Source organism: Methanosarcina spelaei, from assembly GCF_002287235.1.
GTDB classification, from domain to species: domain Archaea; phylum Halobacteriota; class Methanosarcinia; order Methanosarcinales; family Methanosarcinaceae; genus Methanosarcina; species Methanosarcina spelaei.
On sequence record NZ_LMVP01000519.1, the window covers coordinates 1 to 25,805 of the forward strand.

General features: G+C 38.1%; 16 protein-coding genes. 12 read left to right on the forward strand and 4 right to left on the reverse strand.

Features of this window, described 5'->3' with window-relative positions; genetic code table 11:
* On the reverse strand, nt 1–3,814 hold a 3,814-nt coding region (locus ASJ81_RS23950; RefSeq protein WP_141241803.1), incomplete at its 3' end, for a DUF3344 domain-containing protein.
* Nucleotides 3,815–5,318: 1,504 nt separating this feature from the next.
* Between ASJ81_RS23950 and ASJ81_RS18095 the strand changes: the two genes are divergently transcribed.
* The 9 genes from ASJ81_RS18095 (at nt 5,319) to ASJ81_RS18140 (ending at nt 17,783) form a co-directional block, all read left to right on the forward strand.
* The gene (locus ASJ81_RS18095) at nt 5,319–6,695 is read left to right on the forward strand and encodes a mannose-1-phosphate guanylyltransferase/mannose-6-phosphate isomerase (RefSeq protein WP_095645569.1); all 1,377 of its coding nucleotides are present in this window, start codon (nt 5,319–5,321) and stop codon (nt 6,693–6,695) included.
* Between the two features lie 419 nt (nt 6,696–7,114).
* Nucleotides 7,115–8,599 carry a flippase gene (locus ASJ81_RS18100; RefSeq protein WP_095645570.1) on the forward strand — a complete coding sequence of 495 codons (1,485 nt, stop codon included), beginning with the start codon at nt 7,115–7,117 and terminating at the stop codon, nt 8,597–8,599.
* 329 nt (nt 8,600–8,928) lie between these two features.
* Nucleotides 8,929–9,984 carry a GDP-mannose 4,6-dehydratase gene (gmd, locus tag ASJ81_RS18105; protein WP_095645582.1) on the forward strand — a complete coding sequence of 352 codons (1,056 nt, stop codon included), beginning with the start codon at nt 8,929–8,931 and terminating at the stop codon, nt 9,982–9,984.
* Nucleotides 9,985–10,003: 19 nt separating this feature from the next.
* Nucleotides 10,004–10,942 carry a GDP-L-fucose synthase gene (gene fcl, locus ASJ81_RS18110; protein ID WP_095645571.1) on the forward strand — a complete coding sequence of 313 codons (939 nt, stop codon included), beginning with the start codon at nt 10,004–10,006 and terminating at the stop codon, nt 10,940–10,942.
* A gap of 114 nt (nt 10,943–11,056) precedes the next feature.
* Nucleotides 11,057–11,893 (forward strand): ABC transporter permease, encoded by an 837-nt coding sequence (locus ASJ81_RS18115; RefSeq protein ID WP_245860286.1) that lies wholly within the window; start codon nt 11,057–11,059, stop codon nt 11,891–11,893.
* Complete coding sequence (locus ASJ81_RS18120) at nt 11,894–13,186, forward strand: ABC transporter ATP-binding protein (protein ID WP_095645573.1); 1,293 nt, start codon at nt 11,894–11,896, stop codon at nt 13,184–13,186.
* Between the two features lie 642 nt (nt 13,187–13,828).
* The gene (locus ASJ81_RS18130; RefSeq protein ID WP_275112589.1) at nt 13,829–14,653 is read left to right on the forward strand and encodes a glycosyltransferase family 2 protein; all 825 of its coding nucleotides are present in this window, start codon (nt 13,829–13,831) and stop codon (nt 14,651–14,653) included.
* Nucleotides 14,654–14,849: 196 nt separating this feature from the next.
* Complete coding sequence (locus tag ASJ81_RS18135) at nt 14,850–16,052, forward strand: CgeB family protein (RefSeq protein ID WP_095645575.1); 1,203 nt, start codon at nt 14,850–14,852, stop codon at nt 16,050–16,052.
* A 540-nt stretch (nt 16,053–16,592) separates the two neighbouring features.
* Nucleotides 16,593–17,783: a glycosyltransferase family 4 protein gene (locus ASJ81_RS18140; RefSeq protein ID WP_095645576.1), complete on the forward strand. Its 1,191-nt coding sequence runs from the start codon at nt 16,593–16,595 to the stop codon at nt 17,781–17,783.
* An 83-nt stretch (nt 17,784–17,866) separates the two neighbouring features.
* Here the strand turns inward: ASJ81_RS18140 and ASJ81_RS18145 are convergent, their stop codons facing one another.
* From ASJ81_RS18145 to ASJ81_RS18155, 3 genes are all read right to left on the reverse strand, one after another.
* Nucleotides 17,867–18,733 (reverse strand): glycosyltransferase family 2 protein, encoded by an 867-nt coding sequence (locus ASJ81_RS18145; protein WP_095645577.1) that lies wholly within the window; start codon nt 18,731–18,733, stop codon nt 17,867–17,869.
* Nucleotides 18,734–18,858: 125 nt separating this feature from the next.
* Entirely contained in the window at nt 18,859–19,914 is a 1,056-nt protein-coding gene (locus ASJ81_RS18150) for a glycosyltransferase family 4 protein (protein ID WP_095645578.1), read from the reverse strand.
* Between the two features lie 96 nt (nt 19,915–20,010).
* Nucleotides 20,011–21,105, reverse strand: a complete 1,095-nt coding sequence (locus ASJ81_RS18155; protein WP_095645579.1) for a glycosyltransferase family 4 protein — start codon at nt 21,103–21,105, stop codon at nt 20,011–20,013.
* A 79-nt stretch (nt 21,106–21,184) separates the two neighbouring features.
* On the opposite strand from ASJ81_RS18155, the gene ASJ81_RS18160 reads away from it, so the two are divergent.
* From ASJ81_RS18160 to hacB, 3 genes are all read left to right on the forward strand, one after another.
* Nucleotides 21,185–22,339: a glycosyltransferase gene (locus tag ASJ81_RS18160; RefSeq protein ID WP_095645580.1), complete on the forward strand. Its 1,155-nt coding sequence runs from the start codon at nt 21,185–21,187 to the stop codon at nt 22,337–22,339.
* A gap of 57 nt (nt 22,340–22,396) precedes the next feature.
* Nucleotides 22,397–24,931, forward strand: coding sequence for an oligosaccharyl transferase, archaeosortase A system-associated (locus tag ASJ81_RS18165; protein ID WP_095645581.1), 2,535 nt, complete (start codon nt 22,397–22,399; stop codon nt 24,929–24,931).
* A 177-nt stretch (nt 24,932–25,108) separates the two neighbouring features.
* Nucleotides 25,109–25,609, forward strand: coding sequence for a homoaconitase small subunit (gene hacB / locus ASJ81_RS18170; protein ID WP_275112588.1), 501 nt, complete (start codon nt 25,109–25,111; stop codon nt 25,607–25,609).
* Nucleotides 25,610–25,805 lie beyond the last annotated feature (196 nt).

Here is a 25,805-nt window from a genome sequence, read left to right on the forward strand (position 1 = left end):
TAACACCTGAAACCAGCTTTGTTCCCTGGAAAGAATAGGTTCCATCTACACTTGCAAGGAAGATTGCAGTCAGGTTTGCTGAACTCCAGCCTTTTTCAAGTGAAGAGGTACCAAAAGCAGTCGAACCGGTATAAGTTTCATCCAACGGATTTACAGTATCATGACCCTGGTTAACCCAGTAATAGACCTGGTCAGAATCCCCATCGTCATAAGCAACAACCAGAGTCATAGCTTTGACACGACCGTCAAATGAAGAATCAACTTTTGTGGTTGTAGCCTGAACATTCACAGTCTGTCCACTGATCAAATCAGTAAGGTCGTACCACATAAGATAATCGCTTGTCACACGGTTCATGTGATCGCTTAACCACACAGGACCGGTTCCACCAGTACCAGGGAACGAGTAAGTGGTGTCAAAGTTCTCAGTCTTTTGGATCTCATATTTGCTGTCCCCATTTCCATCAATCTCGATGTTCACATTTCCACGGTAATTGTTTTCCATGTGGCCGTCGTAAACGGTGACATACAACCTTGCCCATTTAATCTTAGTGTAATCAGGCAAGGTAAACGTTTTTTGAGCAGATGTGGAAAAGCCTGGATATGAGTCATACCACAGCCCGCCTGAAACAGTTCCGTTCTGGGCGGTAGTCAGTGGAATTCCTCCATTGTAACTTGGGGAAGTGATGGAGGCACTAACAATAATAGGCTTGGCAGAATTTGCTTTGTTACTTCCTCCAGGACCTGTTGCAGTCAGAGTGACAGTGTAACTTCCTTCGGCCACATAAGTGTGGGTTGGATTCTGATCGGTGGAAGTACTGCCGTCACCAAATTCCCAATTCCAGCTGCTCACTTTACCTGTTGAGGTGTCTGTGAACTTGACTGTAAAAGGTGCCTGACCTGAATCTGCATCAGAGGTAAAACTAGCAACTGGTGCTGAGGTATCAGAAGTTATGGTTATGTAGTTGGTTTTTGTTGTGCTGTTGCTTCCACCATAGTTCATGGCAGTAAGATTTACTGTGTATGTGCCTACGGTTTCATAGGTGTGAGATGGGTTCTGTTCGGTAGAGGTTTTGCCGTCACCGAAATCCCATTCCCAGCTGGTAGGACTGTTTGTGGATTCGTCCTTGAACTGAACTGAGAGAGGGGCATTACCGCTTGTAGCATTTGAACTGAAGTTAGATACAGGGGAAAGAACTGCTGAGCCAACGGTTATGTATCCGGTTTTCTCCTCGGAGTCACTTCCGAGAGAGTTTTTGACCGTCAATTTTACGGCGTAAGTTCCCTCAGTAGTGTAAATGTGGGTTGGGTTCTGTTCGGTTGAGGTACTTCCGTCACCGAAGTCCCAGGTCCAGTTGGTTGGGGTACCTGTTGAAGTATCGGTAAATTTAACGTTTAACGGAGCATTTCCATTTGTAACATTTGATGTGAAATTAGCTTCTGAGGCAGTATTTTTGGTGACTTCAAGGATAGCGGAAGCAAGATTCAGGTATCCTCCATCATTCCTGACTCCCAGCTCGTTAGTGCCACTTTGTAGAGTATCGGTCACATTGTACCACTTATACCCTGGATCTACTCCTCCGCTTCCTATTATTGGAGCGTTCTGACCATTACAAATTATGGTGCCCAGGTAGCTATCTCCACCAGAAGGCAGGATCGCTGTTACTTTAGCGGAAACCATATTCTCTGTTGAGACATTGTTGAACATGGAGTATGCAATATGAGAATCATCTGAACTGCCATAAAGGGTATCGCAGCCTTCATCCAGCCAGACCATCCGATATGGTTCGCTGGCATCTTCATAAATTACTACCAAAACGGCCCCATAAAGTCCCCCGCTTGGTTTGGGTGTAGTAATGATGGCTGTATTGTCACTGGAATTAAAGTACGGTGTCACATCATAAATGACCTGACCATTGAAGCCACTTACAGTTCCTCCTTCATCTTTTGCCGGATCAGCATAGAAAGCAGCCTGATTCACAGTGTTACCGTTGAATTTCAAGGTGAAATCGGGGTTTCCATTATAGCACCAGGTGTAAGACTGATAGAGCCGCGCTTCTTTTATGGTTGCATTTGCAGGTATGGGCAGATCTTTGCCTGTCCATTTCACGGTTGTAGAAGCCCATCCACCACCTGTCTGATATCCGGAATCCCCGGTCGAGTAAAGTATTCCAATATTCCCTTCCTGATAAACACCAGTCTCAAGATCTTTCCCTGTATAATAACGTCCGCCAGTATAGTAGTCACCGTTAGTTATCACGGTTGCTGTTGTATTATATTCGTTATTGCTTTCATTGGTCTCAACGATTGAATTCTCAGTGTCCAGCAGGATTTTTATCGGGACTATGTCGCCATACTTTCGACTCACCTGATTGGTGACATTGAGAGTAGTAGTATTTCCTGTGGCCAACCCAGGTATATCAAAATTAGTGGTGTTGCCATCCAGCGTGAACTGCACTTTGAATGGACCTGCATCCATTGAGCCCTGGTTCTTAATAGTAGCAGTAACTGTGTTCTGGATATGAGGATACAGAGAACTAAGAGAACTGACCAGAAGATCGGCATCTGCTCCGCCCACACTGATGAAATCAGTCTTTTCCATACTGTTTGACCCACTAGGACCAGTAACTGTTAGTTTGACTGTGTAGTTACCTCCTTTAGTATACGTATGAGATGGCTTTTGATCAGTACTTGTAGTACCGTCACCGAAATCCCACAAATAGGAAGTAACCTTTCCAGGTCCCGAAGACCATCCAGTGAAAGTGACAGCAAAGGGCGCCTGACCGTCAAAAGAGCTTGCTGTAAACCCGGCAATCGGTTTTACGGAATCCTGACTGACAACATTACCATCCTGCCAGGTCCCCATGAGTGGAGCGGTATCGTTCCCCAGATCGTCCGGAACTGTATAATATGTGTCACCTATACCGTTACTGTCGTCATCAGTACCAGAGTAACTGCTTCCCCAGTAGTTGCCTAAAATGCCTGATTGCTTTGTGCCATTGTAAATGTAATTAGTAGCAGAGGGAGAGATCCAGAAAACAGTGGATGGTTTTGTAGTACCAGATCTAGTTACTGTTTTGCCATTACCAATAAGCGTATTGAGGTATATATTGTTGGCACCACCCGCTTTGTATAACTCGACACCAGCATATTTATTGTTTATGAATGAATTTTTTGTAATTGTATTATTTGTACCATAAATTGTCAAGCCAGCAGATGAACCATCACTTATCGTGTTATTTTCAAAATGATTTGATGAACCATAAATTGCCACGCCTGAATAGGAACCTGTAGGTGCTAAAATTACATTATCAAGAACATCATTGAAATTAGCTCCAATACTAATGCCACCATCATTCGAAGAAGGACTTATAAGTATATTATCGGTGATAAGATTGTAAGACGACTGTAATTGTATAGAAAAAGGTTTCTCAAATATATTATTCCTGACTACACAATTTGAAGATTCAATTGAAAAAATGCGGAACCCGTTCTTAAATTTCAGATTTTGTATGTGACATCCAGATCCTTTGATATATAGATTATTTCCAGGCATATCAAGAGTTACTTTATCGGCACTTTCACCGTCAATAGTAATATTATTTTCGTTGATTGTGATTGATTTAGACTCACTATATGTCCCTTTATGGAGATAAATTATATCACCCGGTGAGGCTGCATTGAGAGCAGCCGAAAGCGAAGTATAATTACCTGTTCCGTCTGCTGCAACGTTCAGAGTTGCTGCTAATACTGGAGCTACCAGTGAAGTCGTGCACATCAGTGCAGCGATACAGAAAATCAAAAATATTTTTTTCATCTTATTATTCACCTACATTTAGACGTTGTTGCCCGAAATTCCTGTTATCGCGGTCCAGTTTGGAAGAACCGTAGGAGTTTTATCAAATTGAATTGTGATTGTTTTGTATCTGTTTAAATTTGGAGAGAAAATATCTCAAAAACAAAAAAATTGAAACTTTTTTGCAGAAAATTTAAAATTTGGATATGTACTTGCGAATGAATTTTAGTCTTGACACATTTTTCAAAATTGCAATTTTAAGTTTCATATTCAGTTTGTAATGATCCTAGATTTTGCACTACTTTGGAGGATGTAGCTCCTTTTCAGGAGAAACGTATATTTTTATTTCAGAACCTTCAAACAAATAAGTGAATACGAAGTATTTAAAATATTTGAAAAAAATAAGAACATATTAATTTATATTCAGCATAATTAACACAAATATAAAAAATTATAACATAAAATTCATTAATCATAAAATTTAGGAGATACTATGTATACAATATCATCCATAATCAATCAAAACATTTGTTATAACAGTAGTGACAGAAATCAAGCGCGAAGCGCTAGTGTCGCGTCAACCGTAAGATGTCATATAAAACCGATTGGAATTCTTTGGGATCGTTGAATCCTTGATCCTACATTCCGCAGATGTACACAAAAATGCCACTTATTTTCTCAATAAGACAATAAGTTAAAAACTTAAAATCGAATTTGATGAAAAAATAAGCTAAATCGGCAAATAAATTCTACATCTGTGTACATCTGCGAAAAGTGGGTTGATAATTGATTCGGCACTATATTAAGAAAGTGATCACTGAACTATTGATCTGACTTTCCGCAGATGTCCTTACAATTTTCACAATTTTTCCCATTATCGTTTTTCTGGTAACTGTATATAATGTCAGAAGAAAATATTTTTAAAATATCCTACGTTTTTCGACATTTTTACCTTTAGTGAAAACTTTCAGCTAGATTTCCAAAACTTCAATTGAGATAACAACAGGAAATTTTTGAGAAATTCTTCAAAACCGATAGCAGAAAAAATTGTGAAAATTGAAGGGACATGTTGAATAAGAAAAAGCGATTACTCGCTCTCCCTCTTCTAAGAACCGCACTTGAAAGTTTCCCTTCATACGACTCAAGCATTCTATAACCTTTTATGTATCAGACAGAAGTTTTATAACCAAACGGATCGGCCTTTCCTAAACTCAGTTTGTATTGATGTTCACGGAAGTAATTCTTGTCAAAAAACGGATTCATTTCCATACGTCTTCTGTTAAGTAAGGAACCGTGATAAACTGTGTTAATTTTCTCAACCTTTATTAAATATTTTAGCAAAGACTGTCATCTAAGACCCGAGTAGGCTCAACTCTTTTCTGGGCAAAGCTTATTTAACAACTTTTATTATATATTGCTCTAACTCGTGTTTTCAGCGTATCTGTATGCTATTATCCAGAAACCAATCTATATACCTTCAGTTCGATTATTAAGATACATCCGTTTTAACCAATATCTAAAGGAGATGACAGGTATAAAATCAATAATTCTTGCAGGCGGTTCAGGAACACGACTCTGGCCTCTTAGCCGGGAAATGTATCCCAAGCAATTTTTAAAATTCGGAAGTATGTCTCTTTTTCAGGAAACCGTCCTCCGGTGCCTTGAAGTGTCTGATATTTCCGAAATTTTCGTTGTGACAAACGAAGCTCAAAAATTTTTCGTAATCGGACAGATTGAGGAAATAGGATATTCAATCCCTCCAGAGAATGTCTTAATTGAGCCTGAAGGCAAGAACACTCTCCCTGCAATCTTTTTCGGAATGAAAGAAATTGAAAAAAAATATGGGCATTCCGTAGTAGGAATCTTTTCTTCGGACCATGTCCTTGATAAAGTTGCAATGCAGACAATTTCTTTAGCTGAAGAGCTTGCTTCGGATTATCTAGTTACTTTCGGGGTTGTTCCGGCTTTTCCTCATACGGGATATGGTTATATTAAACCCTCAGAAACCTGTGGACCAGGTTACAGAGTTTCGGAATTCAGAGAAAAACCGGACCTAGAAACTGCAGAGAAGTATATTCAGGAAGGTTGTCTCTGGAACAGCGGGATGTTTCTTTTCGATACAGAGCTTTTCTTCAACGAAGTTAAAAAATATGCCCCTTCTGTTTTCGCCTGTTTTGAAAACGGAAAGGATGTTAATGAGATTTATTCATGTGTGGATAAGATTTCCATTGACTATGGAATAATGGAAAAATCCGATCGGGTCGCAGTTGTAAAACTTGAGCAGAAATGGAGTGATCTGGGAAATTTTGCAGCAATTTATGACGAGTTTGAAAAGGACCCTGTAGGAAACGTAGTCCATGAATGTGATCCTCTAATGCTGAATTCAGGTGGAAATCTCGTATATTCAAGTTGCGGTAAGCTTGTTTCGCTCATTGATATTAAGGATATGGTTATTGTTGACACCAGTGATGCTCTATTAGTCTGTCCTAAATCCAGCAGCCAGAAGGTGAAGGATATAGTCTCAACTCTTAAACACAGAAACGATGAAAGGGCATACATAGGGCAAACTGTTTACAGGCCCTGGGGTTCTTATACCTTACTTGAAGCTTCTCCGGAGCATAAGATTAAAAATATCACAGTACTCCCTGACCATAAGTTAAGCCTCCAGCTGCACTACCATCGCAGTGAGCACTGGGTGGTTGTTAAAGGTATGGCCTGTGTGGAAGTAGGCGGACAGCAGTTTTTCCTGAGACCTGGCGAGAGTACCTTCATCAGCGCAGGAGAGAAACATAGATTGTCAAATCCCGGAAAAATTCCGCTTGAGATTATTGAAGTACAGTTAGGGGAACTTGTAGACGAAACGGACATTGTCAGGTTTGACGATGTCTATGGGAGGAGCTGAGAAAACTCACAATTGGATAAGAAATTAAGGCTCTTCGCCATTTCGAGTGTGGTAACTTACATTTAGCTCCTAAATGTTAAGTAACGTATCTGATTAGAAATACTTATAATTAGAAACCTTATAATTAGAAACCTTATAATTAGAAACCTTATAATTAGAAACACTTATGATTGAAAATCACATTCAAGCCTGATGTTTTTGTTTTAGATCTGAGTGCTTTCTAACTAAGTAATTATTTTAACATATACAAGGCAATATTTTTAACATATACAGGACAGCGAAGAGCCAAAATTAATATATGATACCAAATCTGTGAGCATGGGGAACATTAGGAAAAATCATATATGTATTAACAATAGTAAAAAGAAATGTTTGAAAGCTCCAGGAATATAATAAAAACATAAATGATGTTTTAGACCGTGCTCAAGATAACTACTATTTTCTCGAATATCTTAAAAATCGATCCTATTCAACGCCAGAGCATAATTTCATTGTTCTGGCAGGTCTCATTCACAGCCATAGGCTTCCTGAGCACCATGTATTTCGCACATATGGCAGGTGCTTCAATTCTCGGTTCATATTTCCTGTTTTTAACATACTATGGAATTTTTGGCATGGTTACTGATGGGGGATTTGGTGGGGCCGCAGTTAAGCGCATCAGCGAGGGTGAAGAGCTTGATGCGTATTTCAGTGCATACTTCATACTCCGACTAGTGTTTACGATAACTGGAATACTAGTTTTGCTAATTTTTAAAGACTACTTTGTGGATCTTAATAAATCAGGCATGTTTGCCTGGCTGTTGTTATTGTTATTAGTCTCGGCGATTGCAGGACCAATCTCAAGCGGTGTTACCGGCAAAAGCAAGATGGGAATACATAATACCTGTGAAGGAATAAGCAATATTTCACGCGTAATGGTCCAGGTCCCGGCAATATATCTTGGGTATGAAACGGCAGGTCTGGCCGGGGGAGTGGTAGCTGGTGTAATCTTAGCAGCAATAATTGAATTCCGTTTTTTTGACTTGCATTTAGTACGCTTCAAATGGAAGCATATAAAGAGTTTATCTGTATTTTCATTCTGGCTATTTTTAACATCTAGTGGAGTACTTGTATTTTCACAGGCAGATACTGTCCTTATAGGTTACTTTATGAATGTTGAAAATGTAGGTATTTACAGAATAGTACTCCAGTTCACGGGAATTGCCACATTTAGCTCAAATGCACTGAGAATGACGCTCTGGCCCAAAGTCAGCCAATGGGGTAAATCCAAGGAAATCTATCTTGTGGAAGAATCACTGTCCCGTTCGATCAGCTACTCATTGATACTGGCAATTCCGGTACTCCTGGGTGGTATATTGCTGGGAGATCGTCTTCTGTATCTGTTCTATGGTGCAGACTTTGCTCAGGGCTATTATGTATTGATAATATTACTTGCTGTACAGGTGATCAATGTATTCCAGTACTTTTTCACGATGTATTTGGATGCTCTGGATCACCCTCAAGAATCATTTAAGGTCACGGCAGTTGGTGTTGGAGCGAACATTGCATTGAATATAATACTTATTCCGCTCATAGGTATAAACGGAGCAGCAATAGCGACACTGGCAACAATGACTTTGAATGCTTTACTCGCCTGGCGTGCTTTATCCAGGTATATGACAATAAAACTGGAGCATCAAAGTCTGTTTAACATTACAATATCTTCGGTTGCAATGGGAGTGCTTGTTGGTGTATATCGTTTGTTTGTACCACTTTCCAATGTGTGGATTACAATACTGGCAGTTGCTTTAGGTGGGATGATATACGGTTTTTTGATATTGAAGTTTGATAAAAAAGTGTACACTGAAATGAAAGATATAATAGAGAAGGTTGGAATTGGCTTTGTTTGGCCACGCTGGTTGTGAGCTAGTACTTATATTCGGTAACTATAGTATGAATTTTAAAATTTAGTTTTAGATGAGCTCTCATACCAAAACTTAGTATATCTCTAAATTTAAAATTTAGAATCTTAGTATTACTCTCTAAATTTAAAATTTAGAATTATCAATAGAGCACTAAATAGTATAATATATCTGTTACATTGGGAATAAGGTAAAAGGAAATATATTCCTACTAAAGTTCAAGTTGTTCAAGTTTATAAGATTAAAAATGAACCTATAATCCTAATAAAACATCTTAAATTTGATTTTATTCAGGATATTTTGTGACGTAAAAACATAACGGAGTGAAAAAATTGCCTAAAGTTGCATTAATTACTGGAATTACAGGCCAGGATGGAGCTTATCTGGCTGAGCTTCTTCTTAATAAAGGATACACCGTACATGGTATAAAACGGAGGTCTTCTTCATTTAACACTGCGAGAATCGATCATCTATATAAAGACCCTCACGAAAGAAATGTAAACTTCTTTATGCATTATGGTGATCTTACGGATTCTTCCAACCTTATCCGCATAATACAGGAAACCCAGCCGGATGAGATTTACAATCTCGCTGCTCAAAGCCATGTACAGGTATCCTTTGAAACCCCGGAATATACGGCAAACTCCGATGGACTGGGAACATTGCGCCTTCTTGAGGCCATTCGAATTCTGGGCCTTGAGAAAAAAACAAAGTTCTACCAGGCTTCAACCAGTGAACTTTACGGGCAGGTAAAGGAAATTCCCCAGAGAGAAACAACTCCTTTTTACCCGAGAAGTCCATATGCGGCAGCTAAGTTATACGCATACTGGATTACGGTTAACTACAGGGAAGCGTACAAGATTTTTGCATGTAACGGTATTTTATTCAATCATGAATCTCCAATTCGAGGAGAAACATTTGTCACCAGAAAAATTACAATGGCGGCCACAAAGATAAAACATGGACTGCAGGAGAAGCTTTACCTGGGGAACCTTGATGCAAAAAGAGATTGGGGATTTGCAAAAGATTATGTAGAAGCAATGTGGCTGATCCTCCAGCAGGAAAATCCGGAAGATTATGTAATTGCTACAGGAGAGACTCACTCGGTAAGGGAATTTACGGAATTAGCGTTTAAGGAAGTAGGGATCGATATTATATGGAAAGGCAAAGGTAGTGAAGAGTATGGAATAGACTCCAGTACAGGCAAAGTCTTAGTAGAAATAGATCCCAGATATTACCGACCTACCGAAGTAGAGATACTGATTGGGGATCCCTCAAAAGCAAAGGAGAAACTTGGCTGGAAGCCTAAAATAAAATTGGAAGAATTAGTAAAAATTATGATAAAAGCCGACGAAAAGGCTGTAGAGCAAAATCACTCTTTTGAATAATAAGGCAAAGGTAATGATTATGGATAAAAAATCAAAGATTTACTTAGCTGGTCATAGAGGCCTTGTAGGTTCAGCCATTAAAAGAAAACTTGAATCAAAAGGCTACTCCAATCTGATCTTCCGCACCCATGGAGAACTTGATCTGACAAACCAGCAGGCAGTCAATGAATTTTTCGAACGGGAAAAACCGGAATATGTGTTTCTAGCTGCTGCAAAAGTGGGTGGGATCCTTGCCAATAACACTTATCCTGCCGAATTTATCTATGAAAATCTTATGATTGAAGCAAATATTATTCATGCTTCGTATAGAAATGGCGTAAAAAAATTACTTTTCCTTGGCTCTTCATGTATTTATCCTAAACTTGCTCCACAGCCCTTAAAAGAAGAATACTTATTAACCGGTCCCCTGGAAGAGACAAACGAAGCCTATGCGATCGCAAAGATTGCCGGGATCAGACTTTGCAAACATTACAATCAGCAGTATGGAACTAATTTCATCTCGGTAATGCCGACCAATCTTTACGGGCCTAATGACAATTTTGACCTTGAGACTTCGCACGTAATGCCTGCGTTAATCAGGAAGTTTCATGAAGCTAAAGTGAAAAATGAGCCTGAAGTTGTAATATGGGGTACTGGAAAACCTCTCAGGGAATTCATGCACGTGGATGATATGGCTGATGCATGTGTTTATCTGATGGAAAAATATAACACAGATAGCATTGGAGAATTTGTCAATATCGGGGTAGGGAAAGATATTACAATAGGTGAATTATCTGAAGTGATCAAAGAGATTGTAGGGTTTGAGGGTACGATTAGAAAGGATCTCTCAAAACCTGATGGCACTCCACAGAAATTGCTTGATATTGCAAAATTGAGCTCACTTGGATGGAAAGCGAAAATCTCATTGAGAGATGGGATTGAACAAACCTATGAGTGGTACCAAAGTCAAATTAAGTGAAGAGCTTAAGAAGTATAAAAGAATAGAAAATCAAAATAAATGAATTAAAATATTTATTAGCTATGTAAAGAAACAGCGTGGATCATAGCTAAAAACAGGTAAATGTGTCCTTCTATGACTGAACATTCAACTGATTACGAACTGGTTATTCGCCCTAAATATGGGCTTCTGGATCTGAACTGGCAGGAACTCAAGGAGTATAGAGAACTTCTGTTCTTTCTTGCCCTGAGAGAAATCAAGATCAGGTATAAACAGACAATGATGGGAGCATCATGGGCATTACTGCAGCCTTTTTTTACGATGATAATATTCACTCTTATATTTGGCAGACTTGCGAAGATGCCTTCAGATGGAGTTCCTTATCCAATATTTTCATACTCCGGTCTTCTCCTCTGGACTTATTTTTCCAACGCTCTTTCCCAGTCAAGCAACAGCCTTGTTGAAAATGCCCCTCTCCTCTCAAAGGTTTACATGCCCCGGATATTCATACCTACTGCACCATGTCTTTCAGGCTTTCTTGATTACATAATTGCTATGAGTATCCTTGCTGTTATGATGGTTTACTACCATTTTGTGCCTGGGATTTCAATACTCCTGCTGCCATTGATTGTACTCTTGACATTCATGCTTGCATCAGGAGTTGGTTACTGGCTCTCGTCAATCTGTGTGAAATACAGGGACGTGAAATTTGTTCTTCCTTTCTTTGTTCAGCTCCTTATGTTTGTATCGCCTGTAATCTATCCCGTAAGCATTATAAGTGGAAAACTTCAATGGCTGCTCTACTTAAATCCCTTGACAGGTTTAATGAATGCTCACCGTGCGTGTCTGTTAGGGCATTCTCCTGTAGATTTTATCGGGCTTTCAATCTCGGCACTGGTAACAATAGTGATATTTTTAAGTGGAATACTTTATCTCAAGAGTACGGAAAAGTACTTTGCGGATTTGATTTAAATGAGTTCACTAAAAAGAGAAGAACCGATAATCAGTGTAAAACATCTTTCTAAAGAATATAATATCGGTATAGATAAAACGTATAAAACTTTATCTGGCACGTTTACTTCCGCTATAAAACATCCGTTAAAAACACTAAAAGATTCTCGTAAACCCTGTAGTACTTTTTGGGCACTTAAAGATGTAAATTTTGACGTTAAAAGTGGAGAAGTAGTTGGAATTATCGGCAGAAACGGTGCAGGTAAGAGTACACTCCTTAAGGTTCTCTCACGCATTACCTTTCCTACTGAAGGCGAAATTAAAATGCTTGGACGTGTAGGCAGCCTTCTAGAAGTAGGTACTGGTTTCCATCCCGAACTTTCCGGACGCGAAAACATCTACTTTAATGGTGCAATCCTGGGAATGAAAAAAAGAGAGATCGATGACAAATTTGATGAGATTGTCAAATTTTCAGGTGTCGAGAAATTTTTAGATACGCCTGTTAAGAGATATTCAAGCGGAATGCAAGTCAGGCTTGCCTTTTCAGTAGCTGCGAATCTGGACCCTGAAATCCTGGTTATTGATGAAGTACTTGCTGTAGGTGATGCAGCTTTTCAGAAAAAATGTTTGGGAAAAATGAAGGCTGTCTCCGAGGATGGAAGGACTGTTCTTTTTGTCAGTCATAATATGAATGCAGTTGAAAACCTCTGTACGAGAGCAATTATGTTAAACAGCGGGAAGCTTACGTCGGATGGCTATGACACAAGAGAGATAATTAACGAGTACTTGACAAGTAACGATCAAGAGAATAAAAACTGCACCTGGATTAACAAAGGAAATGAGTATCTAAATGCCTGGTTTGCTCCGGAAAAAGCTTATCTTACTGATGAGCTTGGTAACACTATTGATAATGGACAGTTTCACAATAAAGTTAATCACTATTTTAGCCTTTACGGCACTATAAAAGAAATTGACCCTGCTTTACAGGTGGGTTATGCCCTGTATGATGAAAATAACAATTTGTTATACTGGACCAATTTCAACGATACCACTGAAGAAGAATGGCCTCAACTCTCGAAAGGTAAATTCTGCTTTACTGGTTTGATCCCAAAGAGATTTTTGAATGAGGGGCTGTACAGGATAGAGCCAATGGTTTCTATGTATTTCCGTGAATGGATTATTCAGCCAGGAGTTAACGCGCCAATATTATATTTTGAAGTTAAAGGCGGTCTGAGTGATTCTCCCTATTGGCTAGCTCGAAGGCCAGGAATTTTAGCTCCTTTACTAAAATGGAACGTTGAAAAAGTTGATTGAGTATATCAGAGAACTAAGCTGGTAATAAGAAATAATAAGACTAAAAATAAGAATAAAAATAAGACTAAAAATAAGAATAAAAATAAGACTAAAAATAAGACTAAAAATAAGAATAAAAATAAGAATAAAAATAAAAATAATAGAAGTAATAGAAATAATAGAAATATATGGGACTGCCTTTTATAATGTCAAACATAGATTATGATCTGTGTCTCCTCCACAAGCAAGCTTGGAAATTATATAAAACGCGAATATTTATAAGATGGAGTTTGCAACAACTTAAGCCACGATTAAAACAGTAAAAGTATCTGTGAGTACATAGTGATTAATTTTAGTTAATTGATCTTCTAAGATTGATTAATTTTAGTTAATTGATCTTCTAAGATTGATTATTTTAGTTAATTGATCTTCTAAAATTGATTAATTTTAAATGTTTGATAATCCATTAACGATATAATAAAATTTTAACAGACCGACTGCGAGAAAAATGATAATGATCTCAAGTTGATTCAGAAAAAAAGGTAAAAGACAGTCTCTCTGATTGATTCGGCTGATTCATCTGACAGATTCATCTGAGAGTGAACTAAGACTTCCATCTCTGTGATGACTGAGTATAGAAAACAGATAAGAAACTGTGAAAAAATGACTAAAATCAGTGTTATTATCCCAACGTGGAATCGAGAAGAGACATTGGGTAAAGCTATTAAAAGTGCCTTGAACCAAACTTTTCCTCCTTTTGAAGTTATCGTGTGTGGCGTTGATGGTTCCCCAGATCAAAAAGTTGTTAACTCTATAAACGATTCTAGAGTACGATGGATAGAGGGAGGATGTGATGGGCTTGCATCAATTCCTCGCAATAGAGGGATTAAAGCCAGCAGAGGAGATTGGTTAGCTTTTCTGGACAGCGATGACGAATGGCTGCCGGATAAACTTGAAAAACAACTCAAATTTGTTAACAAGACGGGATGCAGTGCTGCATGCTCTGATGCAATAAGGTCTATTCCATCTCAAGGATATAAAGGAACACTACTTAATGGAAATGTTTTTGGAGACTTAATATCTTTTCCTTTACTTACTAGAGATAATTATGTAGTTTGCAGTTCGGTTTTGATAAAGAAAGACATTATAGAAAAATGCGGTGGTTTTCCAGAAGATAGATCCTTGAAAGTTGGAGAAGACTATGCACTGTGGCTACGCGCATCTACACTTACAAATTTTGCTTTTATAAAAGAACCATTATTAGTTTATAGAGATGAACCTGAGACAAGCATAAGAGCTTTTACTCCTCCTGTTTGGGAGTTAAGAAGTAATGTTTTTAAGTCATTCATCGTATGGGCAAATAACAAAGAACACAGTATAAATGACAAGGAATACATTGTTTTGGCAAAAAAACTGCTTTTTCAAGCTCGTGTAAGAAAAATTGTATATAACATTGTTATAAATATAAGGATGATGTTTAAGAAATAATCTGTAATAATCCGCATAGATAAAAACAAAAAAAACATAAACTACGATAACTGAACTCTACCATTCCTCTGGTGGGGGGCTCATAATAAGTGATAAGGCAACTTTCAGGTTATGGTATATGTTATGACTTCATTTGCATGTGAAACAAACTTAAAAAAACGTAAGACTCTTGTCTAAAACCAATAAGTGATTACAAATGAGAATCTTTTATGCTTCTGATACAACTCCGAACTCTTCTTTCCAGTCAAATCTCTGGCGCAATAATTTATATCAGCCACTTGTAGATTTAGGGCATGATGTGATAGAGTTTCAATACGAGTTAAGAGAAACCTTTCAAAATCTTGACATTTCAGATCCCAAGCAAAGATCTTTTATTTCGAGGAACAGACCAAAAGTAAGTAAAGAGTTACTTCGACAGATTAAGGCAGCTCATAAAGAAAAACCTGTAGATCTTTTTTTTAGTTATTTCTATGATGCCTGTGTAATGCCTGAAGCAATAGATGAAATAAAAGCCATGGGAATAAAAACTGTCAACTGGTACTGTAACGGATCTTATCAGTTGCATCTGGTGTCTAACATTTCTCCCCACTATGACTGGTGTTTAGTTCCTGAAAAGTTCAGGATTAAGGACTATTTAAAAATTGGTGCTAATCCTATTTACTGTCAAGAGGCAGCTAATCCTAAAATATATAAGCCATACGACTTACCTGTCGAATTCGACGTTACCTTTGTAGGACAAGCATACGGAGATCGACCAGCTATTATCAAACACCTGCTGGATAACGAAATCAATGTGCGTGTCTGGGGATGGGGATGGGATAAGTATTCTTCTGAAGCAAAGGCAAAGAAGGACTCTCTACTCCATAACCTTAGAGGTTGCACATCTAGGGTTTGTAAGAAGTTCCTGAAAACAGCAGGCTGGAAGGTAGAAGGAACGGAAAATCAGATCCCTGCAGAGAATAAAGAATCATCAATAGCACTTCCAGCGTCAATGCTGGGAGGGGTATTGACTGATGAGCAAATGGTTAAGATGTTCAGTCGTTCTAAAATAAATTTAGGTTTTTCTACTTGCTGGGGTACTGACGAAATCGGAAATCGTATATTACAGGTGAGGCTTAGAGATTTCGAAATTCCAATGAGCTGCGGGTTTTATATGGTAGAATATATGGAAGAACTTGAGGAATTCTTTGAAATAGGAAAAGAAATTGTTTGTTATACTGACAAAGAAGATATGGTTAACAAAATAAAGTACTATTTAAAACACGATGACGAACGTGAGAAGATTCGTCAAGCCGGATATAAACGTTGCTTACAGGACCATACTTGGCATAAACGTTTTGAAATGGCTTTCCATGAGATGGGAATGAATAACTTGGTAGATCTGAAAATTACAGTTTAACGCAAGTTTATACAGGAAAAAACCATCACTTAAAAGAGTGAGCTATGAATGTCAAGTATTACATATAAAAACCTAAGAAATTATATCTAAACCTACATTCCGCAGATGTACACAGATGTAGAATTTATTTGCCGATTTGCCATATTATCTCATCAAATCCGATTTTAAGTTTTTAGCTTATTGCCGTATTGAGATAATAAGTGGCATTTTTGTGTACATCTGCGGAAAGTGGGATCTAAAAACCTGAGGAATTATATCTAAAAATCTAAGGTATTATATCTAAAAACCTAAGGAATTCGAAAAGTAATAAGTAGGAATATTTGATAAAATATAGAAAAATGGTCTTCCGAAGTACAATAAAAGTAGAATTAGATTGAGAGTTGTAAGCAATTTATGGAACAGTAAAAGAAGCACCATTGAATGGAGCATAGAGTTACTTCGTTATTATTCACTTTGAGTGTTAAAATTAACCTTCAGAACATATTACCTTTAGATTGACTCAGAAAAGTAAATTCATGTTATATTAAGGTGGCCTATTGTGTGGAAAAAAATGTTTTATATGCTAAAGTTAAGCCCATTCTGGAAAAATTGGTCCAATATTCAGAGAAACCACTTGTAATAACTGGTAAATTCACAGGTTCATTCTTTGCATCATACTTTAAATCAAAACTTTTTTTCTTTTTCCCTTATTACCATATCGGAGGAGCCGAAAAGGTTCACGTTAAAATTACTTCTTGTCTAAAAGAGTACAGCCCTATAGTATTCTTTGTGAATAAATCAAAAAGCTCCGCATTAAAAGAGCAATTTATGCAAAGTGCTAAAATATTTGATATAGGTTATTTAAACAATCCATTGTTAATTTACTTTTGGGCTGGTGTGCTATCCACAGTTGTAAACTATAATAAAGATTGCGTAGTGTTTGGTTGTAATAACATACTTTTCTACAAGCTAATTCCATACTTAAAACCTGATATTTGTTGTATTGACCTTATACATGCTTTCGGGGGTGGGATTGAAAATGTTAGTCTCACGTATGTAAACAGGTTAGACAAAAGAGTCGTAATTAATTCACGGACGTTGAAGGATATTAAGAAACAATATAGTTTGAATGATATTCCTGAAGAAATGAATGACAGGATCTTTTTAATTGAAAACTGTGTACAAATTCCGGAAAGAATCATAAGAAAGAATAACGGGTCTACTTTAAGAATTCTGTATGTAGGGCGTGGTTCAGAAGAAAAGAGAGTACACCTTATAGGAAAAATATCTCGTGTTTGCCATCAAAAAAATATGCCAATTGAGTTTGTATTAGTCGGGGACGTTAAGAACTCGATTCCTGAGCAAGATAGAATTTATTGTAATTTTTTAGGCGAGATCGTAGATGAAAAAAGGCTCTCGGAAGTGTATAATAGTTCTGACATATTACTGCTTGTATCGAGTAGTGAAGGTTTTCCTTTAGTCATAATGGAAGCAATGGCTCGTGGCCTTGTAACTATAAGCACGGATGTAGGAGGTATTTCAGAACATGTTCATAATGGTTATAACGGTTTTCTTGTAAAAGACGATAGTGAAGATCTCATAATAAAAAATACATGTGATATTATAAGTGAACTTACCTCAAACAAAACTTTGAGGAACAAAATATCAACAGAAGCTTATGAATATGCAAAAGTGAACTTTAACTGTAAAAACTTCTGTATGAAATATAAAAAACTAATCTATGGGAAATAATTGATTCAGATCAGGAGAAATAAAAGAGGAATAAAAAAGACAGGAAAAAGGACAGGAAAAAGGACAAGATTCAATTTTGAAATTTATTTAAGAGCTTTTGGAAAAGAGCTTTTGGAAAAGAGATTATTAACAAATATCCTACGGCTAAATTCTATCAAGAAAAAAGGTATCATATATATCGATCTGATTCCGAAGTTCCTCAGTAAAAAGACAATATGATTTCTAGCATAATAGTAGGTCTGTTTCAGGCGTCCGGATAGCCTGCAACCACCTGTACTGACTCTATTATGATCTGCTACTGCAGCCGGTTGGAAATAAAATTTAAATCCCAGGTTAATGAGTCGCATGTTCAGATCACTTTCTTCACGGCAGTAAGTGCCTTTATAGGCTTTTTCCTCATATCCACCTATGTTCCTTAACTGATCGACTGGATACAAACAACAGGCGTGTCCCATATCTACTTTTAAAACACTTCCAGGGTCTTGCCCATAGTTGTTGAAAATTTCGCCAGTGAATTTATTTACATAAAACGGGACATTACGCCTGACAGCTTCTTCATCCGGGTCTGTGTTTTCTATCAACCTCGGAACAATTACGATATCGTTTGTGGCAAAAGAATTGTAAGTACTGACAAGTTTTTCTAAACAGCCCTGATGCAACACCAGATCATCTTCAATGAAGAACACCAGTTGACCCTTAACTTCGTGGAGAGCTGCATTCCTGTTGCGTGGGAGACCCAGATTGTGTTCATGAGTCTGACCATTTATTCTTGAATCGCGGACCATGTAATGTTTTATGACCTCTATAGTGTTGTCAGTTGAACAATCATCCGAAATAAAAAGTTCCCAATTTGTATATGACTGGTTTAAGACGGATTCAATACAGACCCCAAGAACCGATGCTCTATTATATGTCGGTAAAATTATTGATACTAACGGTTTTTTACTCATAAATTATTCACCAATTTTTAGACTATAGAGTCTGCCGGCGATCAGAGCTGGTTATTTCTGCTAGTTAAATCGGAAAAGCCAACAACTTAGTAATTATGATCAAAAAAGATTTTGCAGGACTGCACTTATAGCTCTTTATATACTTTTAAAGTTTTTTTTGCCGAAATATCCCAGCTAAACATTTTTGATCTTTTCAGTCCTTTTCTGATCATTTCTTCTTTGAGTTCCTCATTTGTTAATACTTCATACATTTCTTCAGCAAATTTTTCAACATTAAAAGGATCTGCCTGAACTGCAGCATCTCCGACAACTTCCGGCAGTGAGGAAGTGTTTGATGTTATTACTGGGGTTCCGCAAGCCATTGCTTCCAGAGGAGGTATCCCGAACCCTTCATATAAAGAGGGAAATACGAACAAATCCACAGCATTGTATATCTCTGCCAGTTCGGTCTCTGAGACATATCCCGTAAAGATAACGTCATTCTGTAAATTCAGAGCCTTTATCTGTTCAAGGAGCTTTTTCCTTACGAACAGGTAATTTGGTGCCCCGGCCTTTAATAATTTTATATGTGGCATTTTATTTTTCAATTTGCTAAACGAATTTATTAGAAACTGAACGTTTTTTCTAGGTTCTTCAGCTCCAACATATAAGATTACCTCTTCATCGTTTCCAATGCCATATTTTGATAAACACTTTTTACTCCTATTAGGAAAGTATAAGCGGTGGTCTACGGCTGGGGCTATAATCTCTATATTTTCTTCGGGATATTTTATATACTTACTAATGTCCTGTTTAGAGAATTCGGATACCGTAATTATTTTTTCTGCTTTTCTCAATCCTTTTGCGTTAAGTTTCCAGAAAGGACTTCGAGTCTTGTAATACGCTATAGGAATAATATCGTGGCAGGTAACAATGGTTTTTTCGAAGTCAGTTAGTTCAAGGAGGAATGCCAGATCCTGACGAGTTATATGTTTAATATTATTCTTATTTACTTTCTTCTTCACAATAAATGGATAAGCAAAATACTCAACAGCCTTGTTAACTCCGGCAACTTTTGACAAATTGGGATATTCTATCTTATTTAATTTGATATTGTTTAACCTGCTATGAATCTCACTTTGATACTTTGACATTGCGAATATTTCATCTGTTTTGAGACCATTTATATAGTCAATTTCCATACTTCAGTTCCCCAAAAACCCGGAATGATTTATAAATCTCTTACTTTAGAGTAATTTATTATTCCTATTCTATAATTTATTCTTTATCCGAGTAACTTAGTTTTTATCCTTTATGTACTGTTTCTCAATTCTGGCTGAGACTTCATTCCAATCCATTATATTTTTGTCTATACCTGAGTTTTCTTTTTTTCCTTTTTTCTTAATTTTCATCAGTATTGGGGCAACTTTTTCTTTTGAAACCGGGTTCTCAATCCCAATACAGTTCCTTCCATCTACAAACTCCTCAAGTGCACTCCCTTTTGCCACTATACACGGAGTTCCCGCAGCCAACGCTTCCGCAACCGTTATACCATATGCTTCATGAGAAGAAAGCATCAGAAATATATCCGCATCTGCATAGCACTCAAGCAGTTCTTTTCTTGACAGATCTTTTAACCATTCAATCTTTTCTTCCACCCCTAAACTTTTCGCCATATTGCGAAGTTCAGCTTCGTAAGGCCCCTTTCCAATGATCCTCAACCTGAAACCCTGAAGTTCAGGCAAACTCTGGATAATATACTGTACTCCCTTATATTCCTCCAGGCGGCCCACATAGAGAAGAAGCTTTTCTCTTCCGGCATCCTTATTTGAACTTTTTTTCGGCTGCCTCAAATCCTTGAACTCTTTAAGGTTTAGTCCGTTGGGGATTTTTACGGTTTTTGCGGCAACCTCAAAATCTGATTCTATAAGCTTCCTTTCATATTCTGAGACACATATTACGGAATCTGCCCTGGAGAAGATTATCTTCCCTAGAAACCTGTACGGCTTGTGCAGTAAGTCTCGGAATGCAGTATGGCCATGCCTGTGATAATGCGGTGTAAATACAAGTATTGCATTGCGCCTGCCCAGAGATGCAAAGAATGCAGGAAAAGCGTGATAACTGTGCGCGTGAATTATATCATAGTCGCGCTTTTTGAGATAAGTATAGATCTGGGGAGCAAGGTAATACGCATTTCCAGGAGCAAAAGATCTGAACCTTATAACCTTTACTCCGTTTATTATCTCTTGCTTTTTCAATTTACCCGTAGGATCGGTGGTTATAACCTCCACATCGTGCCCTGCTTTAACTAGCCTTTCACTAATTTCTTTGACATGAGTTTCCACTCCACCTATGTCGGGAGAATAACGGGGACATATCTGGGCTATTTTCAAGGCTTAACCTCTCTCATACTGGAATCTATGTGGAGTAATGCATTAGTTTAATATAAAGATAATGTGATAGTTAAAGCAAATGACATCTAATAAAAGCGTTTGCATAGTCGGACCTTCGAAACGTTTTTTGAGCGGTATCAGTTATTATACTATCCGTCTGGCAAATGCCATGCCTATGGAAAAGGAAGTATCAGTAGTTTGCTTTCGGCAGTTGCTTCCAACTTTTCTTTTTCCTGGAAAATCCCATGTCGGAAAAAATATTTCCGACTTGAATTTTTCACCCAGGATTCCTGTTTTTGACGGCATGGATTATAACAATCCACTGACCTGGATTCAAGCATACCGCTTTCTTAAAGCACAAAAACCTGATATTATAGTTTTGCAATGGTGGACTTCCTCGGTTGCGCATATGCAGCTTCTGCTAAAGATATTTGCAGGTTTACTGAATAAACCAAAAGTAATTATAGAGTTTCATGAAGTCGTAGATCCTTTTGAAGAGTCAATACTTCCTATCCGTTTATACTCAAAAATAACAGGAAAATTACTGCGTAAAAACCTTGATGCATATATTACTCACTCCGAGTCCGATAAAGAGCTTGTTGCAAAAAGATACTCTATTTCCCCTGAAAAAATTCATGTGATCCCACATGGACTTTACGACCAGTACGGAAAATTGCTTGATATAAAAGAAGCGAGAAGAAATCTCTCGATAAAGGACGATTTCGTTATACTTTCTTTCGGCTTAATTCGAAAGTATAAGGGAACTCCCTACCTTATCAGAGCCTTTGAACAGCTGCCCTCCAAAGTTCTCGAAAAAAGCAGGTTATTGATTGTCGGGGAAATCTGGGAAGACCGCAAGGAATTACTTGACCAGATTAAAGCTTCTCCTTATCATGATAAGATTACACTGGTAGATGAATATGTTCCTGATGAAAAAGTAAATCTGTATTTCAGCGCTGCAGATGTGGTAGTCCTGCCTTATCTGAGAGCTTCTCAGAGTGGAATTGCTCACATTGCCATGTCTTTTGGAAAACCTGTTGTTGTTTCCGAAGTAGGTGGCTTAAAAGAATCAATGGCTAACTATGAAGGCACTTTTTTTGTACCCCCTGCTGACGTCGATTCTATCAAGGAAGCTATTCTCACCCAGTTTGGAGAGAGAAAGCATTACGAAGCTCCTGATCAGAAATGGGATAGAATTATAAACTGTTACACAGAATTAATACAATCTATTTAATTTTCTTTTTCATAATTCTATCTTAACTTATAATGTTTAATTTATAAAGGGGATACTATGAGTTCTCAGGATCGTCCTGTATCGTCGTTCAAAGATAAAATCAAATCCAGTTGGCCTTATACTCTGGCAGTTGCGATAATTGTTTTTATGTCTTTATGGATCAGAATACTTCCTTCGGATAATGTCCTTTTACCTGGCGGAATTGTGAAGTTCACAACCAATGATGCCTGGTACCATATGCGTACCTTAAAGGTTCTGCTTGAAAATTACCCCCACAGGATGTTTTTCAATCCGATGACCAACTATCCTAACGGGAGTTACATACATTTCGGCCCGTTTTTCGATCAAATAATGGCTATTACCTCCATGATTCTTGGAATGGGGCACCCCAGTTCTCATCTTGTTGATACTGTTGGAGCTTACTTTCCTGCAGTGCTAGGGGCCCTTACTGTCATTCCGGTTTACTACATAGGAAAATATCTTGGAGGACATAAAACCGGAATTCTGGCTGCGATCCTGATTGCATTTGCACCAGGGGAATTTCTGTCCCGTTCAATGATTGGCTTCACAGACCATCATGTTGCAGAATCGCTATTCAGTACACTCTTTATGATGTTCTTCATGCTGGCGTTGATTTCGGCTAAGGAAAAAAAGCTGCGTTTTGAAGATGTGTTTAATAAAAAGTTCAGTGTCCTGAAAGGACCTTTTATATACTCGGTTCTGGCTGGTGTAATGTATTCAGCATACCAGCTTTGCTGGCCAGGAGGATCGCTTTTCTTATTCATCGTTCTTGTTTACGCAATATTCCAGTACATTCTGGACAATTTCCGGAATGAGTCAAGCGACTACCTTGGGTTTACAGGTGTAGTCACCTGCCTGGCAAGTACAATACTTATCCTTCCTTTTGTCCATCCTGACATGGGCTTTTCTCTTTACTATTACTCATGGTTCCATGTTGTCACTGCTCTTGGGGCAATGGCAGGTTTTGCGGCTTTGAGTCTCATAGAAAGGGAGTTTAAAAGAAAGAAAATGAGAGCTTATTACTACCCTTTCCTTATCCTCGGAGCAGGAATTCTCGGACTTATAATTATCAAAATCGCATCTCCATCCCTTTATTCTCTGATTATAAACGCTCCGAGTACTGTTTTTGGGATTCAACTGGGAGGACCTTCCACAATCCTGGAAGCTTCTTCTATATTTTATGAAAGTAACCAATATAGAGTCTTTACCCTATCTAAAGCTTTTTCAAATTTCACTACTATGGGATTTCTCGCTTCTATACTCGGCATGTTAGTTCTGGCTGCAAACCTGTTCAGAAGACCAAAACCTCAGGGACTGCTGGTTCTTGTTTGGAGTTTCTTAATTCTCCTTGCAATTTACGGCCAGATCCGTTTTGCATATTACTATTCAATAAACGTTTCCGTCCTGAGTGCATATCTGGGAGGACTGTTACTTGAAATAGTAAAATGGAGTGAACTTGACCAGAAGTTCAAAAGTAGTGTAAAATCGCCAGCAGATATCCCGAAGGCATTGAAACTTGTCAAAATAGAGCAGGTTTTTGCAGTCCTGCTTATAGTGGTGTTTCTGATTTATCCAGTATACGGATCTGCAATACCGGATACAAAAATGGTATATGGCCAGCCCATCCAGCCCTGGGAAGAAGCTTGTACCTGGCTTAGCTCAAACACCCCTGACCCTGGTATGAACTACAATGCCGTTTACGAAGCTCCGAAAAACGGAGAAATATTCCAGTATCCAGATACGGCATACGGTGTTATGTCATGGTGGGACTACGGGCACTATATAGAGACAATAGGCCACAGGATGCCAAATGCAAACCCCTTCCAGGCCGGAGTAGGAGGACGCAGAGTAAGCATTAACGAGACAAACCAACCAGGTGCTACAACCTTTCTCACAGCTCCATCTGAAGAAGAAGCAAGTGCAGTGCTTGAAGCCATAGACCCTAGGCCCGAAAAAGCAGGTGCACGTTATATAATGTCCGATGCCAGAATGGCTACAGATATATTCATTTCAATTGCTACCTGGACTCTTGATACTAATGGTTACTATCAGGCTTACTGGATAGGTAAAGAATATAGGTCACTGCCTGCTACTCGATATTTCAATTCCATGGAGGCAAGGCTGCATACTCTTGACGGAAATGGCTTGAAACAGTACCGTATGATTCACGAGACTGAAGCTTACCAAACAAGTGAGTTATTGTACAAACAGGTCTACAATCGCTTCCATGGAGGTAAACTCCCTGAGGTATATACAGGGTATGTCAAGGTCTTCGAGTACGTTAAAGGCGCAAATATAACAGGAACGGCTTCTCCCAATGAGAGTGTTAAAATAAACACGACAATCCTTACAAATCAGGGAAGGACCTTTGAGTACTCGCAGTCAACTACTGCAGACTCTCAGGGAAGGTATGAATTTACAGTGCCTTATTCAACAGAAGGTCCGATTGCAGGTCAGACTCAATTCAACACTGCACCTTCAGGACCCTATGTGTTGAGTTATGGCGATATGACAAAAGAAGTAAAAGTAAGTGAAGAAGCCGTATTGAGAGGAGAAGAAATAAAGGTATGAAACCAGTACGGAGTGTGAGATTGTTCACACTACTGCACCTTTATTCCTCCTTTTTCTTGTGTCTTTGTTTTTAATTTTATGCTTTCAAACTTATTCTTAAACCAGATCTGCAGATTTTTACTTCATTTTTCCGCTATCTAGATATACTATTAAAAAAACCTACTTCGCAGGAGAAGTATGATGAAAAACCCTATTATAGGTCGAGTCTGGAAATTCGGAGACGATGTCGACACAGATGTAATCATTCCCGGAAAATACCTGCGGACCAAAGATATGCAGGTTTTTGCAGCTCATGCAATGGAAGGTATTGACCCTGAGTTTGCAAAAAAAGTAAAATCAGGGGACATTATTGTAGCAGGTAGCAATTTCGGCTGCGGCTCTTCAAGAGAACAGGCTCCCCTTGCTTTAAAACATGCAGGTATAGCATGTATTGTTGCAAGATCTTTTGCAAGGATCTTTTTCAGAAATGCAATCAATGTAGGGCTACCTCTTATTGAAGCCGATATCGAGTGTCAGGAGGGCGACGAAATAAAGGTTGACCTGCTAAAAGGTGAAGTTACAGTTTCAGGAAAAGCTACTTACGAAGGAAATAAACTACCGGATTTTCTTCTCCAAATACTTGCTGACGGAGGGCTTGTAGCTCACAGAAAGAAAATCCAGATCAAGCAAAGGGAATAATTTGATACAATAAGTATGGAAAAAGACCGGAAAATAAACCGTAAAGTACTGGAAGTATTGAGGGAAGTATTGAGAAATGTATCAAAAAACATACCAAAGTACACTGGAAAAATATCGGAAACGAATTTAATTTGACAACAATAGGACTTACGCACTTGAAATGTCGAAAACTTAATGCCATTTAAAATATAATTAT

Bases quoted from the DNA above. Each gene is read 5' to 3' on its own strand.
- ASJ81_RS18120 (WP_095645573.1), top strand. From the start codon at position 11,894: ATGAGTTCACTAAAAAGAGAAGAACCGATAATCAGTGTAAAACATCTT.
- hacB (WP_275112588.1), top strand. From the start codon at position 25,109: ATGATGAAAAACCCTATTATAGGTCGAGTCTGGAAATTCGGAGACGAT.
- ASJ81_RS18130 (WP_275112589.1), top strand. From the start codon at position 13,829: ATGACTAAAATCAGTGTTATTATCCCAACGTGGAATCGAGAAGAGACA.
- ASJ81_RS18115 (WP_245860286.1), top strand. From the start codon at position 11,057: ATGACTGAACATTCAACTGATTACGAACTGGTTATTCGCCCTAAATAT.
- ASJ81_RS18150 (WP_095645578.1), bottom strand. From the start codon at position 19,914: ATGGAAATTGACTATATAAATGGTCTCAAAACAGATGAAATATTCGCA.
- fcl (WP_095645571.1), top strand. From the start codon at position 10,004: ATGGATAAAAAATCAAAGATTTACTTAGCTGGTCATAGAGGCCTTGTA.
- ASJ81_RS18165 (WP_095645581.1), top strand. From the start codon at position 22,397: ATGAGTTCTCAGGATCGTCCTGTATCGTCGTTCAAAGATAAAATCAAA.
- ASJ81_RS18145 (WP_095645577.1), bottom strand. From the start codon at position 18,733: ATGAGTAAAAAACCGTTAGTATCAATAATTTTACCGACATATAATAGA.
- ASJ81_RS18160 (WP_095645580.1), top strand. From the start codon at position 21,185: ATGACATCTAATAAAAGCGTTTGCATAGTCGGACCTTCGAAACGTTTT.
- ASJ81_RS18135 (WP_095645575.1), top strand. From the start codon at position 14,850: ATGAGAATCTTTTATGCTTCTGATACAACTCCGAACTCTTCTTTCCAG.
- ASJ81_RS18095 (WP_095645569.1), top strand. From the start codon at position 5,319: ATGACAGGTATAAAATCAATAATTCTTGCAGGCGGTTCAGGAACACGA.